General features: G+C 62.5%; 17 protein-coding genes. 10 read left to right on the top strand and 7 right to left on the bottom strand.

All coding sequences use genetic code 11. The features are described 5' to 3' along the window. Positions 1-116 precede the first annotated feature (116 nt). Positions 117-1,214: an AIR synthase-related protein gene (locus MTP16_RS01125; RefSeq protein ID WP_243515142.1), complete on the top strand. Its 1,098-nt coding sequence runs from the start codon at positions 117-119 to the stop codon at positions 1,212-1,214. 93 nt (positions 1,215-1,307) lie between these two features. Next, positions 1,308-1,793: a hypothetical protein gene (locus MTP16_RS01120; RefSeq protein ID WP_243515141.1), complete on the top strand. Its 486-nt coding sequence runs from the start codon at positions 1,308-1,310 to the stop codon at positions 1,791-1,793. Positions 1,794-1,873: 80 nt separating this feature from the next. Here the strand turns inward: MTP16_RS01120 and MTP16_RS01115 are convergent, their stop codons facing one another. Then, the gene (locus MTP16_RS01115) at positions 1,874-3,364 is read right to left on the bottom strand and encodes a nicotinate phosphoribosyltransferase (RefSeq protein ID WP_243515140.1); all 1,491 of its coding nucleotides are present in this window, start codon (positions 3,362-3,364) and stop codon (positions 1,874-1,876) included. 102 nt (positions 3,365-3,466) lie between these two features. Here MTP16_RS01115 and MTP16_RS01110 point away from each other — a divergent pair, with 102 nt between their 5' ends. Next, positions 3,467-4,162 carry a DUF1345 domain-containing protein gene (locus tag MTP16_RS01110; RefSeq protein ID WP_243515139.1) on the top strand — a complete coding sequence of 232 codons (696 nt, stop codon included), beginning with the start codon at positions 3,467-3,469 and terminating at the stop codon, positions 4,160-4,162. Positions 4,163-4,230: 68 nt separating this feature from the next. Here MTP16_RS01110 and MTP16_RS01105 read toward each other — a convergent pair whose 3' ends face one another. After that, positions 4,231-4,890 (bottom strand): response regulator, encoded by a 660-nt coding sequence (locus tag MTP16_RS01105; protein ID WP_243515138.1) that lies wholly within the window; start codon positions 4,888-4,890, stop codon positions 4,231-4,233. Between the two features lie 283 nt (positions 4,891-5,173). Between MTP16_RS01105 and MTP16_RS01100 the strand changes: the two genes are divergently transcribed. Next, entirely contained in the window at positions 5,174-5,824 is a 651-nt protein-coding gene (locus MTP16_RS01100; RefSeq protein ID WP_243515137.1) for a LuxR C-terminal-related transcriptional regulator, read from the top strand. A 62-nt stretch (positions 5,825-5,886) separates the two neighbouring features. Here MTP16_RS01100 and MTP16_RS01095 read toward each other — a convergent pair whose 3' ends face one another. After that, complete coding sequence (locus MTP16_RS01095) at positions 5,887-6,420, bottom strand: KdsC family phosphatase (RefSeq protein WP_243515136.1); 534 nt, start codon at positions 6,418-6,420, stop codon at positions 5,887-5,889. Positions 6,421-6,582: 162 nt separating this feature from the next. Between MTP16_RS01095 and MTP16_RS01090 the strand changes: the two genes are divergently transcribed. Beyond that, on the top strand, positions 6,583-7,497 hold the full coding sequence (locus MTP16_RS01090; protein WP_243515135.1) for a DUF4440 domain-containing protein: 915 nt from the start codon (positions 6,583-6,585) through the stop codon (positions 7,495-7,497). Between the two features lie 124 nt (positions 7,498-7,621). Here MTP16_RS01090 and MTP16_RS01085 read toward each other — a convergent pair whose 3' ends face one another. Beyond that, positions 7,622-7,792, bottom strand: a complete 171-nt coding sequence (locus MTP16_RS01085) for a hypothetical protein (RefSeq protein ID WP_243515134.1) — start codon at positions 7,790-7,792, stop codon at positions 7,622-7,624. On the opposite strand from MTP16_RS01085, the gene MTP16_RS01080 reads away from it, so the two are divergent. The 3 genes from MTP16_RS01080 (at position 7,779) to MTP16_RS01070 (ending at position 9,347) form a co-directional block, all read left to right on the top strand. Continuing rightward, complete coding sequence (locus tag MTP16_RS01080) at positions 7,779-8,435, top strand: DUF1223 domain-containing protein (RefSeq protein ID WP_243515133.1); 657 nt, start codon at positions 7,779-7,781, stop codon at positions 8,433-8,435. The two genes, MTP16_RS01085 and MTP16_RS01080, sit on opposite strands and share 14 nt — an antisense overlap. 70 nt (positions 8,436-8,505) lie before the next feature. After that, on the top strand, positions 8,506-9,084 hold the full coding sequence (locus MTP16_RS01075) for a sigma-70 family RNA polymerase sigma factor (protein WP_243515131.1): 579 nt from the start codon (positions 8,506-8,508) through the stop codon (positions 9,082-9,084). Between the two features lie 8 nt (positions 9,085-9,092). Beyond that, entirely contained in the window at positions 9,093-9,347 is a 255-nt protein-coding gene (locus tag MTP16_RS01070) for an anti-sigma factor family protein (protein WP_243515129.1), read from the top strand. A gap of 200 nt (positions 9,348-9,547) precedes the next feature. On the opposite strand, the gene MTP16_RS01065 is transcribed toward MTP16_RS01070, so the two are convergent. The 3 genes from MTP16_RS01065 to MTP16_RS01055 form a co-directional block, all read right to left on the bottom strand. Next, positions 9,548-9,874: a 2Fe-2S iron-sulfur cluster-binding protein gene (locus tag MTP16_RS01065; protein ID WP_243515128.1), complete on the bottom strand. Its 327-nt coding sequence runs from the start codon at positions 9,872-9,874 to the stop codon at positions 9,548-9,550. Between the two features lie 77 nt (positions 9,875-9,951). Then, positions 9,952-10,968 carry an NAD(P)/FAD-dependent oxidoreductase gene (locus tag MTP16_RS01060; RefSeq protein WP_243515127.1) on the bottom strand — a complete coding sequence of 339 codons (1,017 nt, stop codon included), beginning with the start codon at positions 10,966-10,968 and terminating at the stop codon, positions 9,952-9,954. 177 nt (positions 10,969-11,145) lie between these two features. Then, the gene (locus tag MTP16_RS01055; RefSeq protein ID WP_243515126.1) at positions 11,146-11,475 is read right to left on the bottom strand and encodes a hypothetical protein; all 330 of its coding nucleotides are present in this window, start codon (positions 11,473-11,475) and stop codon (positions 11,146-11,148) included. Positions 11,476-11,915: 440 nt separating this feature from the next. Here MTP16_RS01055 and MTP16_RS01050 point away from each other — a divergent pair, with 440 nt between their 5' ends. Then, positions 11,916-13,253 carry a hypothetical protein gene (locus MTP16_RS01050; protein WP_243515125.1) on the top strand — a complete coding sequence of 446 codons (1,338 nt, stop codon included), beginning with the start codon at positions 11,916-11,918 and terminating at the stop codon, positions 13,251-13,253. Positions 13,254-13,344: 91 nt separating this feature from the next. After that, positions 13,345-13,755, top strand: a complete 411-nt coding sequence (locus MTP16_RS01045) for a hypothetical protein (protein WP_243515124.1) — start codon at positions 13,345-13,347, stop codon at positions 13,753-13,755. Positions 13,756-13,780: the final 25 nt, after the last annotated feature.

The following is a 13,780-nucleotide window of genomic DNA, read 5'->3' as shown; positions in this document are numbered from 1 at the left end:
CAACCCCTCCCCGTTGGGGGAGGGGCTTTTTTGATTTTACCAAAGCAATTGCCCTGAGTGCCCTGCGCCAGGCTCCCCTCTCCCGGAGGGGAGGGGCCGGGGGTGGGGTCAACCGCATGAACGATACGAAAAACAACCCCGCCGGCTATTCCATCGAAGAAGGCAACGCCGCTTCCCGCAACGCCTACGGCTGGGCTAAAAAGACCTTCGCCAACCGCGCCGGCAAGCCCGGCGAAGCCGCCCCCGACCTCGACGGCGGCTTTGCCAACGAAATCCGCTTCGGCAACGCCCGCCTCGGCATCAGCTCCGACGGCATCGGGACCAAAATTGAGGTGGCCGAGCGCACCGGCCGCTACGATACCCTGGGCTTCGACCTGGTGGCCATGACCGCCGACGACCTCATTGTGGCCGGCTTCGTGCCCACCAACCTCTCCAACATCATCGACGTGAACCACCTCGACTACGAAGTGGTGGACCAGATGATGCGCGGCCTGCACGACGCCTGCAACTTCGCCGGCATCGCCATCACCGGCGGCGAAATTGCCGAACTCGGTAACCGCATCGGCGGCTGGCCCGGCGCGGCCATGAACTTTAACTGGTGCTCTACTGCTATCGGCAGCCTGCACCCCAGCCTGGCGCGGCCTCTGAGCGGGCACACCGCCCAGGCCGGTATGGCGGTGGTGGCGTTGCAGTCGCCCTCGTTCCGCTCCAACGGCTACTCGCTGGCCCGCAAAACCCTCACCCGCCTCTTCGGCGACAACTGGCACGAAGCGCCCTACGACGGTACCGATGCCGACCAGTACGCCACCTGGGGCGATGCCCTGCTGGCGCCCTCGCTCATCTACTCGCCGGGCCTCACGGCCCTGCTCGATGCCGGCCTGCCGCTGCACGGCGCCGCCCACATCACCGGCGGAGGCGTGGCCGACAACTTCAAGCGGGTGCTGAAAAACGGCCTCGGCGCAGTCTTGGACAACCTGTTTGCGCCCCTGCCCGCCATGCAGCGTCTCTGCGAAATCGGCGGCATCGACGCCGAAACGGCCTACCTCTACTGGAACATGGGCACCGGCATGCTCCTCGTGACCGAAGAAGCCAGCGCCGCTGCGGTAGTAGCCTCGCTGCAAGCCAGCGGCTACCAGGCGCAGGTGGCCGGGCAACTCACGGCTGAAAGCGGCGTGACCTTGCGCGTGGGTGCAGGCGAGCTGCGCTACGCGTAAGCTGCCGTAGGCTGGCTGTGCATGATGTTTGTAGGGCGGTTGCTGCAATAGTTTATCTTCCGGCTCCGTTAGGGCTGGCAACAACGACTCGGCATGAATGTACCACGACTACTAAACGGGGCGGCGCTGCTACTAGGCCTCTTGGGCGTGTACTTTAAAGTACATTGGTGGTACGGCGCCAATGCCCTGATGCTGGGCGGCTTTGGTGCCTTGCTGGCGTCGGTGCTGGGTTTCACGGCGCGGGCCAATGCAGAAGCCGGCACCTCCGATGCCTTGAATTACGTGATGGTAGCCACCCTCACGGTGGGCATTCTGGGCGTGGTGTTTCGGGTGATGCACTGGCCCGGCGATGCCCTACTGGTGGTGGCCTCCGACGTGTTGCTGCTGGCGCTGGCCGTGCTGCTGATTTTTTCCCGCAACCGCGTGGTGTCGCATCAGTTTGTGACGGTGCTGGCCGTGTTTTTCAGTTTGGTGATTGCGCTGCTGACTTTCGCCTCGGGCCACCCCAGCGCGCCGAAGCAACCCAGGCAACAGCCGGAACCCGTAGCACTGGAAGAGAACTGGCCAGAGTTTGATTAGAACCGGCAAATGCTTGGCACGAAAAAGCCGTCACGCTGAACATATGCTCAGCGTGACGGCTTTTTCGTCTTAATTAACCGCTACGCCCCGCGCACGGGCTTCTTCTCCAGAATAAGCTCCGTGCGGTAGTCGCACAGCGTTTTCTCCAGGCCCACCGGAAACACGTGGGGGTTGAGGAAACGGCGGATGCTGGGGTCGAGGCTTTGCACTTCGCGCTGGGCGTGGGCGCGGCTTTCGGCCAGGGTGGGCAGGTCCAGCACGCGCTTGCCGGCGCGGAATACGGGCTCCAGCAGCTCCCGAAACTTAGTTTCGGGCTTGATGGCCAGGCGGCGGGTGAGGTCGGCCGGGTCGATGATGGTGAGCTGGTCGGGGAGGGGCACAGCGGTGTTGTAGAGCATGTCGGCGCGGGGCTTGCCGTACTCGTTCAGGTAGCGGCGCACCTGCAAAATGCCCGGCACACTGGTTTTGGCCACCTGCTCCGAAAGCTTGATGGTGAAGTCCCAGCCCGAGTCATCGGCCTTGCGCAGCGCGGCCAGCTTGTACACCCCGCCCAGCGCGGCCTGGTTGTAGGCCGTCACGAGCTGGGTCCCCACGCCCCAGGTGTCGATGCGGGCGCCCTGTTGCTTGAGGCTGGTGATGAGGTTTTCCTCCAGGTCGTTGCTGGCCACGATGCGCGTTTCCGTAAAGCCGGCTTCGTCGAGCACCGCCCGCGCCTCGCGGCTGAGGTAGGCCAAATCGCCCGAATCGAGGCGGATGCCGGCCAGCTCGTGCCCGTTGGCGCGCATCTCGCGGGCCACCTTAATGGCCTGCCGCACGCCTTCCAGCGTGTCGTAGGTATCGACTAGAAACACCGAGTCGTCGGGAAAGGCCTGCGCGTAGGCCGAAAACGCCTGAACTTCATCGCCAAATGACATCACCCAGCTGTGCGCGTGCGTGCCGCGCACCGGAATACCGTAGCGCTGCCCGGCCAGCACGTTGCTGGTGGCATCGGCCCCACCCAAAAAAGCCGCGCGGCTGGCCCCCAGGCCGCCATCGAAACCCTGGGCGCGGCGCAGGCCAAACTCCAGCACCTGGTCCGAAGGGCCCGCGGCCTCGCGGATGCGGGCGGCCTTGGTGGCAATCAGGGTCTGGAAATTGACGAGCGTGAGCAAGGCCGTTTCCAGCAATTGGGCTTGCAGCAGCGGCCCACGCACCCGAATCAGCGGCTCGTTGCCAAACACCACCGTGCCCTCGGCCACGGCATCAATGTCGCAGGTGAATTTCAGCTGGCGCAGGTATTCCAGAAACTCGGCCGGAAACATGACGCCGCCCTTGCTGCCGCGCAAGCTGCCGAGGTAAGCCAGGTCATCTTCCGAGAAACGCAGGTTCTCCACCCAGTCCACCGCCAACGCCAGCCCCGCCGCCACCGCGTACCCGCCTTGGAACGGCGCCTTGCGGAAGTAGAGGTGGAACACCGCCTCGCGGTCTTGCAGGCCCTGCTGCCAGTAGCCGTAGGCCATGGTGAGCTGGTACAGGTCGGTGACGAGGGCGAGCGAGGGCTCGTAGAGGCCGGAAAGGGGCGCTGAATTCATAGACGGAACGTGGAAAACACCGGCAGCCGCCGGCGCCACAAAGGAAGCATTAGCCGGGATAAAAGTTTCGGCGGGCCGGCCCCGGCGGCCGTACTTTGCGCCGTGCCAACGACTTCTTCCAACTTTCTTTTTCGGGCAGTGCACCGCGTGGGCCGCGTTTCGGCGCGCTACCGGCTGCTGGCCGGTCTGGCGCTGGGCGCGCTGGCGTGGGCCGGCACCCCGGCCAGCCCCCGCCACATCAGCCAGTGGGTGGCCGCCTGGGACGCCTTCGCCGCCGTGACGCTGCTGCTCATCGCCGCCGCCATTTTCACGGCCAATGCCGCCCGCATCCGCGAAGTGGCCAACGACGAAGACCCTAGTCGGGCGCTGGCGTTCGGGTTTGTGCTGGTGGCGGCCCTGGCCAGCCTGCTGGGCGTGGTGGCCCTATTGAGCTCCACCAAAGGGCTGGGCTCCGGCGGGCTCTCGCTGAATGTGGCGCTGAGCATGGCGGCGGTATTCGAAGCCTGGCTGCTGGTGCACACCATCTTCACGCTGCGCTACGCCCACATTTTCTACGACAACGACGAAGCGGCCGGCGGCGACACCGGCGGCCTGGAATTTCCCGGCCAGGACCCCGAGCCCGACTACCTGGACTTTGCCTACTTCGCCTTCACCATTGGCATGGCCGCCCAAACGGCCGACGTCACCATCCCCGGCCGGCGGCAGCGCCGCACCGCCCTGCTCCACGCCTTCATCTCCTTCAGCTTCAACACCGCCATCGTGGCCCTGAGCATCAGCGCCATCGGCGGGCTTTTATAGTGGTTAGTGGTTAACGATTAGTGGTGAGTATCAGATGCTTTTGGGCTATTAAAGCTAACCACTAACCACTATGAAATAAGCCCCCGGCCCACGGCCAGCTTGATGAGGGCGGCGGTGTTTTTGGCTTGGGTTTTGGCGATGATGTTCTGGCGGTGGGTTTCGATGGTGCGCTTGCTGGTGAAGAGCTTGTCGGCGATTTCGCCGTTGGTGAGCCCTTCGGCAATGAGCTTGAGCACTTCCAGCTCGCGGGCCGTGAGGTCGGCCCCGGTGTGGCTGCCGATTTCTTCGGATGAAGTGCTGCCGCCTGTGTTGGCCACGGCCTTGTAGAGCATGGCCAGCCCAATTTCCGTGCACAGGAAAGGGCTGCCGGTGGCCACTGTTCGAATGGCGTACATGATTTCGGTGATGGCGGCGTTTTTGAGCACGTATCCCAAGGCCCCCGCCTCCAGCATGCGGGCCACGTAGTTTTCGTGGTCGAGCATGGTGAGCACCAGTACGTTCACTTCCGGGAAGCGCTGGCGCAGCTCGGGCATGGTAGCAAAGCCGTCGAGCACGGGCATTTGCACGTCCATCAGCACCACATCGGCAGGAATGGTTTCGAGCATGGTCAGCACCTCGGCGCCGTTGCTGGCCTCGCCTACCACTTCCAGGTCGGGAGCCGTTGAAAGCAGCGCCCGAATGCCATCGCGCAGAATGGTGTGGTCATCGGCCAGAAGAATGCGAGTCATAGCGGAAAAGAAGGCAGGTGGGAGGCGTAGAACAGGTGGCAGAACACAAAGTTGGCCCCGTCCTGTTATACGGCAAACCCGGCTACGTATTTGTACCAAATCGGCCGATGAAGCGCTGATTTTTCCAGGGATTTATACGGCTTTTGCTAATGAGTTTAGGGTTCAGATTGCCTGAGCTTATAATTTCGGGGTGCATACAACCAATTTTGTTGGCTGGCGAACTAAAGTCGGCTTCATTTTGATTGACCTTTTTGCTTTCTCTTTTTACGCCCTTTTCTACACCATGATTCGCCTGCTTCTCTCCGACGGCCACGCGCCCACGCGTGAAGTGTTGCGCCTCGGTTTGGCGGCAGCGCCCGGGCTCGAAGTAGTGGGCGAAGCCGGCACCGGCGACGAACTCCTGGCCCAACTTGGCACCGTCAACTCCACCGTCGTGCTGCTCGACCTGAGCCTGCCCGGCCCCGACGCCCTGGCGCTGCTGCCCGCCCTGCGCGGCCAATACCCGCAGCTGCGCGTACTAGCCCGCGGCGAGCTCAGCAACGAGCACTACGTGGCCCGCGCCTTCGACCTCGGCGCCCACGGCTACATCCTGAAAAGCGCCCTGGTCAGTGAGCTTGCGCATGGCTTGGCCACCGTGGCTTCGGGCCGCTCGTTTCTGTGCTCGGCCATTGGGATGGCGCTGTTGGGCCGCCTCTACACCGGCACGCCCGCCGACGGCGACGCCGCCCGCGTGGCCCTGGGCCTGAGCAAGCGCGAAATGGAGGTGCTGGGCCTGGTAGCCGCCGGCCTTACGAACGCCGAAATCGCCCTCAAGCTCTTCACCAGCAAGCGCACCGTCGAAACCCACCGCCAAAACATCATGGACAAAACCCAGACGCGCAACACGGCCGCCCTCATCCGGCTGGCCGCCAGTCAGGGCCTGCTGCCGGAATAGCGGTGGATTAGTGGATTATATCGTATTCCAATCCACTAATCCGTCACCCCACCAATCCGCTACTACTCACTTCCTTTATCGTCCGCCATCGGCTGGGCGCTGCCCTGGGCGGCAATGATGAACTCGGCCAGCTCGCGGAAGCAGCCGTGGCCGCCAAAGGCCTGGCAATGAAAGTCGGCCGCCGCGCGGGCGAAAGACGTGGCATCGCCCGGACAGGCCGAAAATCCCACCAAACCCAGAATTTCAAGGTCGTTGGTATCATCGCCGATGAAGGCAATCTCATCGGCCTGCAGGCCCGTGCGGGCCATGATTTCCTGCAGGCAAGCCGGCTTGTCCTTGATGCCGAGGTGCAGTTCCTCGATGCGCAGCTTGGCGGCGCGGGTGCGCACCGAGGGCGATACCTCGCCCGTGATGATGCCCGTGGCAATGCCTTGGTTGCGCAGGCGCTCCACGCCCATGCCGTCGCGGATGTTGAACCGCTTCATTTCCTCGCCGCGCTCCGAATAATAGACGCCCCCGTCGGTGAGCACACCGTCGCAGTCGGTGAGAACGAGGCGGATACGCCGGGCGCGGGCAGTGAGGTCGGCTAGTTTCATAAAAACAAGAAAAATGAATCGGCGGAAAGTGGCTCAAAGTTTCAGCCAGGGGCCAATGCGGCTGCAAGAACGGCATCAGCGGGCAAATGAAAGTTGGCAGAGAATTGTGATTATCCCGTAGTGCCTATCTTAGCTATTGATAAGCCATTAGCCTTGTATATTATGAAGAATTCCTTGACAATTATAGCGTTATTGGCCTCCGGGCTGCCGTTGGTGAGCATGGGGCAGGCCCGCCAGGCGGTGATTGATGCCGAAAATTCTTTTGCGGCGCAGGCGATGCAGGCGGGCACCAAGGCTGCCTTTTTGGCTTATAGCGCCCCCACGGCGCTTATCGCGGAAGGCGGCAAGCTCGTCAGCGCCCAGGAGGTGTGGCAGGCCCGGCCGGTGCAGCCCACCACGCGCCTGAGCTGGTACCCCATTTTGGCCGATGTGGCCCAGTCGGGCGACCTGGGCTACACCACCGGCCCCTGGACGCAGCTCAAAGACGGCCAACCGCAGGCCGGGGGCGAGTACGTGACCGTGTGGCGCAAGCAGCCCGACGGCACCTGGAAATTTGCCGTCGACATGGGCATCGAGCGTATTGGCGCGGCACCGGCCAAGCCCGCCACGGTGCCCCAGCCGCGCCTGCAGCCGGCCGTGGCCACACCCAGTATGGCCCCGTCGGGCATTATTTTGGACGTGGACCGCAAGTTTGCCGCGGCCGAACTCTCCAAGCCCGGTGCCAGCTACGAGCAGTCGCTGAGTGCCGAAGCCCGCCTCTACCGGCCCGGCCTCTCCATGATGCAAGGGGCCGCCGCCGTGGCCAACATGAAAAACCTCGGTGACAGCTACATTTTTGCCCCCACCACCGGCTACCTGGCCGCCGCTGGCGACCTGGGCTACGTGGTGGGCGACCTGCGCCGCATGGCCACTGCCAAGCACCCCGAGGAAAAGGGCAGCTACCTGCGCATCTGGCGGCGCGAAGCCGTGGCCGGCTGGCGCGTGGTACTAGAAATTTTCAACTTCGCGCCGGTGCCCGTCACCACAGCCGGCCCGAACGGCAGCGCCGCACAGTCGCCCCTGAAGCGGGCGCAGTAAGGTACACTAAGCATCAGAGTAACTAAAAAAGCCCTCGCCGTTGCGGGGGCTTTTTATTTTAGATGCGGCCAGCGGCAAAGCGCAGGATGACGGCTTGGCTGTAAGGAGGATTAAAGCGCAGCGTCTAGCAAAACAACTCGGCAATGATGCCGGAATAATGCTGCTTTGCCTCGTCGATGATGAAAACAGCTTTGCTGCTCGTGCTGCCGCTTTGCGGTCTATTATTATCGCTTACGCCGGCGACGCCCGTGCCGACGGAGCCAAGCCGGGTGCCGGTAATCGTGGAATTATTCACCTCAGAAGGCTGCTCCAGCTGCCCAAGCGCCGATGCGGCCCTGCGCGACCTGGAAACCGCTCAAACCGTGCCCGGCGTTGAAGTTATTGCCCTCGGCGAGCACGTCGATTACTGGAACAGGCTGGGCTGGAAAGACGCTTTTTCCGCGCCGGCCTACACCGCGCGCCAGCGCCAGTACGCCCAAGGTTTCGGCACGGGCTCCTACACGCCTCAGGCCGTGGTGAATGGACGCTACGAATTGGTGGGCAGCCGCACCGGCGAGCTGGCGGCTACCGTGGCCAAAGCCGCCAAGGCACCTCAGGCCACCGTGGGCCTGCGCGTGCGCCAGGGCCGGGCCGAGGTGCGGGTGCAGAACCTGCCCGCCGGCACGCCCACGGCAGAAGTACTGCTGGCCATCACCGAAAGCGGCTTGTCGTCGCAGGTGGGGCGGGGCGAGAACGCCGGGCGCCTGCTGCGCCACGCAGCTGTGGTGCGCCAGCTGCTGCCGCTTGGGCGCGTGGGGGCAGACGGAACGTTTAGCGCCGACCAAGCGCTGACTTTGCCCACTGCTTGGCAACGGCCGAATTTGCGGGCCGTGGTGCTGGTGCAGGAAGTGGCTTCGCGGCACATTGTTGGAGTTGCTACCGCCGCCCTATCGGAGTGAGAAGCGTCCTTTTCCCGGCGGCCGCCGTAATCTTGCGGTGCGAGTTGGGCCCAGCCCCTCGCCGCCTTGCATGACCCCATCCGTTCCCATTCCGGCGCAGTGGCCCGACCGCTACGGCGACGAGCTTTTCCGCTTTGCCCTCAGCCGCGTGAGCGACACCACCGTGGCCGAAGAACTGGTGCAGGAAACTTTCCTGAGCGCCCTTGACGGCTTGGCTACCTTCCGGGCCGAGGCGTCGGAGCGCACCTGGCTGTTCGTCATTTTGCGGCGCAAAATCATCGACCATTACCGCCGGCAGGCCCGCGCCAAGCAAGTCAGTCTCGACCAAATAAGCGAAGGCGGCGCTACGGAAGCCGACTTCTTTAACCTGGAAACCGGGCACTGGGCCGATGCGCAAATGCCCGCCAGCTGGCTGAATGCCGATGCCGCGCTGGAGCAGGAGGAACTGCACGAGGCTATTCAGCGCTGCCAGGACCGGCTGCCGGCGCAACAGGGGGCCGTGTTTGCCATGCGCTTCGTGGAGGAATTATCGGCCGAAGAAATTTGTCAGGAGCTGGGCATCACTGCGTCTAACTACTGGGTGCTGGTGCACCGGGCCAAGCTGCAACTGCGCCGCTGCCTCGAAAAACACGGCTTAGGCAAGAATTAACCCCCGTTATGCTCCGACTCATTACCTGCCAAAACGCTACCCGCCTGCTCGACCAGCAGCCCGACCGCGCCCTGCTATGGGGGCCGCGCGCCAGCCTGTGGGTGCACCTGCGCTACTGCCCCTACTGCAAGCGCTACGCCAAGCAAACCGTGCTCATGGCCGAATGGGCCAGGGCGGCCGCTTCAGCCCGCGAACAGACGGGCCCCGCGCTATCGGCCGCCGCAAAGGAGCGGATGCGGGAGCGGCTGGCAGCGGGGGCGTAGCGTTCCGTCTTTGCCTGTCATTGCGAGCGTATCGAAGCAATCCGTCCTGTACAAAACCAGACACGCCTTTTACTAGAAAGCCCCGGCACTAAGCAGTGTCGGGGCTTTTCGCTTTGAAAAAAGCTTTGTCACAAATCAGAGTTGGTCGCTCAGTGAAGACGGATTGCCACGGGCTTCGCCCTTGCAATGACAGATAAATCCTAAGCGCCCGTGGCAGCCAAGCGCACCACCAGCCCGTCGGTGCGGGGCGTGAGGCGAATCTGGCAGCTCAGGCGGGAGCCTTCGTGCACCACGGGCAGGGTTTCGAGCATGTCGAGCTCGGCATCTTCGGGCTCGGGCAGGGCGGGGCCGGCCAGCACCTCCACGTGGCAGGTGGCGCAAAGGGCCATGCCCCCGCAAGTGGCCATGATGTCGTAGCCGCTGGCTTTGAGCAGCTCCATCAGGCTGAGGCCCATGTCGGTGGGGCCCACTAGTTCAGTACGTTGGCCGGGGGCTTCCTCGACGTAGACGCGGATGTCGTTTTCCAAGTGGTAAGTTGGTAAGTGAGTAATTGAGTAAATGAGTGAAGGCTGGCGCCAACTTACTCATTTACTTAATTACCATTTTACATAGATGGTGCTCCGTTCACGGTGGTGTACTTGAGCGTGTATTTTTTGTCGGGGAAAATGTACTTGAACGCGCCTTGGCACATCAGCGCTGCCTCGTGAAAGCCGCAGAGGATGAGCTTGAGCTTGCCGGGGTAGGTGTTGATGTCGCCGATGGCGAACACGCCGGGCAGCGAGGTGCTGTAGTCGAGCGTATCCACTTTCACCGCGTCGTTCTCGATTTCCAGCCCCCACTCGCCGATGGGGCCGAGCTTGGGCGTGAGGCCGAACAGCGGGATGAAGCAGTCGAGCGGGACCTTCTCGGCCTTGCCGTCGTTGCCGGTGATGGTCACTTCCTTGAGCTCGCCGTTGCCGTGCAGGTGCGTCACGTTGGAGCTGAGCACGAGCTTGATTTTGCCGGCCTCGTGCAGCTTCTGCACTTTCTCAGCCGAGTCGGCGGCACCGCGGAAGGTGGTGCCGCGGTGCACGAGCGTCACGTCGGAAGCCACGTTGGCGAGGAAGTTGGTCCAGTCGAGGGCCGAGTCGCCGCCGCCGGCGATGACAATTTTCTTGTCGCGGAAGTGCTCGGGGTCGCGCACCATGTAGTGCACGCCGCGGCCGCCTTCAAATTGCTCCAGGTTTTCCACGGCCGGCTTGCGCGGCTCGAACGAGCCCAGGCCGCCGGCAATGGCCACGGCCTTGCAGTGGATTTCGGTGCCGTCGGTGGTGAAGAGCTGGAAAGAGCCGTCGTCCAGCTTTTCAAACCTCTCCACCCGCTCGCCCAGCGTGAAGGTGGGGTGGAAGGGCTCAATCTGCTTCATCAGATTGTCGACGAGGTCGCCGGCCAGCACCTCGGGGAAGCCGGGGATGTCGTAAATCGGCTTCTTGGGGTAAATCTCGGAGAGCTGGCCGCCGGGCTGCGGCAGGGCATCAACGACGTGGCAGCGGAGCTTGAGCAAGCCCGCCTCAAACACTGCAAACAAGCCGACCGGGCCGGCCCCGATGATGCAGATATCGGTGGAAATGGGGGTGGACATAAGGGTAAAAAGTGCCTTTAACCGGGCAGCGGGTTTGAAGCGGCCACAACGTAGGAGGCCGTTGCGCAAAGGTACGGCCACCGGCCGGGGCCGCCAACGCGGGCCCGCTTCATAACAACGCCGCGGCTGGAATCGTTGGCCGCTGAACCCCCACTAAAAGACGGTTTTCGGCCGGCGCTAAGCCGCCGTGCCGGTGTGGAGCTGCAGCCCGTCGAGGAACTGGGTGGCGTCCCAGATATCGAGGAAATACTCAACGGGCATGGCCTGACGGGTGGTCACGGCGTCGGTGTGGCGGCGGGTGGGCAGGCCGGGAAAGTGCACTTCGGCCACCAAAGTCACGCCGCGCTGCACGATGAGCTGCTCCACGGCCTGAAACGCGTCGAGCAGGGCACCGCCGTTTTCGTTCACCACCTGCATGTCGGTGAGGATGCAGAAGCCGGGCCGGACTTGGGCCAAGGCGGTTTCCCAATCGGTGCGGTAATGGGGCAGGGCCTTGGCGGTCCTCATCGGACCAAAATTTTGGTAGAAAATCCGATTTTGGGCCCGGTCGACCGTGATTTGGTATTCAGCGCGGAGAGCAATAAGGTGCATAGCATCACAAGACCTGGAAAAACCAACAGCACATCTATCTGGCAATGTTAATAAACAGTCCAGCTTAAACCTAATTCATTGGTTTGAATGGGCCGCATCAGATGTTGTAGCAATATTTAAAACAATGATTTGCAATGGTTAAAACCTGCTGATAAAGAGGCTAGTCCTGTCTGCAATTTATAATAAGCTGGCAATGTGTGGCCTGCTGACAAAGAAATGTGAAAACGCGTTTGGTGAAGGGGCTGGCCGTACTAGCGGCCTCGGAGCTGCGTTTAGGGCCTGTGGTTTTCGGCCGCTGGGTAGTTCGCTGCGTAATGCCTATACTTCGCCCCAAAACCTCGCCTAGCGCTTATTCTATGCCGATTTCCGTTCCCGTGGGCTTGCCCGTGCCGCGTTTGTTTCGCCGTTTCCGGCTCGCCGGGGTATTTTTTGGAACCGTTTCACTCCTGACGGCTTGCAACTCGGAACCGGCCGAAACCACCGCCAGCAAGCCCACCAAAACCAGCAAAGCCACCACCGAAGCCCCCGCCACCACTGAAGCTGCGCCGTTGCGCGTGAGCGTTTTTCTGGAGTATTCGGGCGGCATGAAAGGCTTTGTGCCGCGTGGGGGGGCCGACAAGCCCGCGACTGAGTTCCAAAAGCGCATCGGCGCCCTCATCACCGAAACCCAGGTGAACGGAGCCGTGGCCGAGCGCAAGTACTACCTCTGCGAAAACGCCGCGCCGCGCCCCGTGAAGTTTGAGGAGCTGCGCGACGTGGTGCAGGGCGAAGTGAGCCAGGCTGCCCTCGGCACCGAGCTGCCGCAGATGCTGGAAGGCATTCTCAACCGGCCCAAGGCAGGGGAGGAGGTGAGTGTGGTGATTTCCGACTTCATTTATGGCCCGGCCCGCAAGTCGGATTTCTCGCAGTTGCCCAACCTCATTCGCACGTCCATCGCGCCCGTGAGCCGGCAGCAACTGGCCGTCGCGGTGTTCGGCGAAACCTCGCACTTCTACGGCAGCTATTTCCCGGCCGTGAAAACGCCCGTGCAAAAGCGTGCCCTGAACGGCGAAAAGGTGCCTTATTATGTGTGGGTGATTGGGCCGCCCGCGCAGGTGGCGCGCTATGCCGCTGAGGTGTTCAAGAACGCGCCGGCCCAACAGGCCTTCTTTGGGCTGAAAACGAGCACGCCCGCCTTTGCGCCGCTGCTCACCAAGCTCACGGACCCGAAATTAAAGTCGAGCGGCGGCACCGTGTATGCCGAAAACAACGGTCTGACCCTGAACCCTTCCGACGACCCGGTAGACTTTTCGGTGGGCTTGGATTTGAAGGAATTGCCCGCCGCCTGGCAGCAACCGGCCTTTTTGGCCCAACATCTGCAAGTGCGCCTGCCCAACGGCCAGGCCAGCCTGCTGCCCAACTCGGTGCGCCCGCTCACCGACGAGGAGCAAAGCGGCCAGCCGGTGCTGGCGCCTTATACCCACGTGGTGCGCCTGCGGGTGAGCAAGCTGGCAGCCCCCACGGCCACGCTCACGCTCTCGCTGCCCGCTCCGGAAACGCCGGACTGGGTAGCCGCCTGGAGCACCACCAACGACAATACGCCCGCCCCCCGCACGTTTGGCCTCGACCAACTGCTGACCGGCGTCCGTCAATCGTACCCAACTCCATTACCCGCCGTATTCACGGTTCAGCTTCCACTCAAAAACGATAAATAGAGACATGAGACGGCGAGAAGTGAGATATGAGACAATCATTGTTTTTATCTCACCTCTCCTATCTCACTTCTCACTTCTCTAACCTTTTCCTATGCAAACCTTCTTCACCAGCCTGTACTCGGCGCTTATTTCCATCTTTCAAAGCCAACGCCCGGCCGACTACGGCCTCTACAAAACCGACCTGTTTTCACTCGTGGGCTGGAGCACGTTGGGCGTGAGCTTGTTGTTGGTTGTTGCTTTCTACTATGTGTTCAACTCGGCCCTGCGCACCGGCATGTTCCGCACGCCGCACTGGGCCCTGACGCTGGCCCTGGCCGCCGGTTTGGGCGTGTTTCTGGCCAACAGCCTCAGCAAGGGCCACGGCGCCGAAGCGAGCAGCTACCTGGGCTACTTTATGGTGGTGAACATGATTGTAGCAGCCTTGTGGTTCCTGATTTTGTCGGTGCTGCTGAAGCGCTGGAGCACATATGCCCGCACCACGCCTTTTGTGGGGCCGTTTTAAGAATGTAGCGCGAAGCTCCAGCTTC

Origin of the sequence: Hymenobacter monticola, assembly GCF_022811645.1 — a bacterium.
GTDB classification, from domain to species: Bacteria; Bacteroidota; Bacteroidia; order Cytophagales; family Hymenobacteraceae; genus Hymenobacter; species Hymenobacter monticola.
Note: the sequence above shows the minus strand (reverse complement) of the source record. Positions and strands in the feature narration are given on the sequence as shown.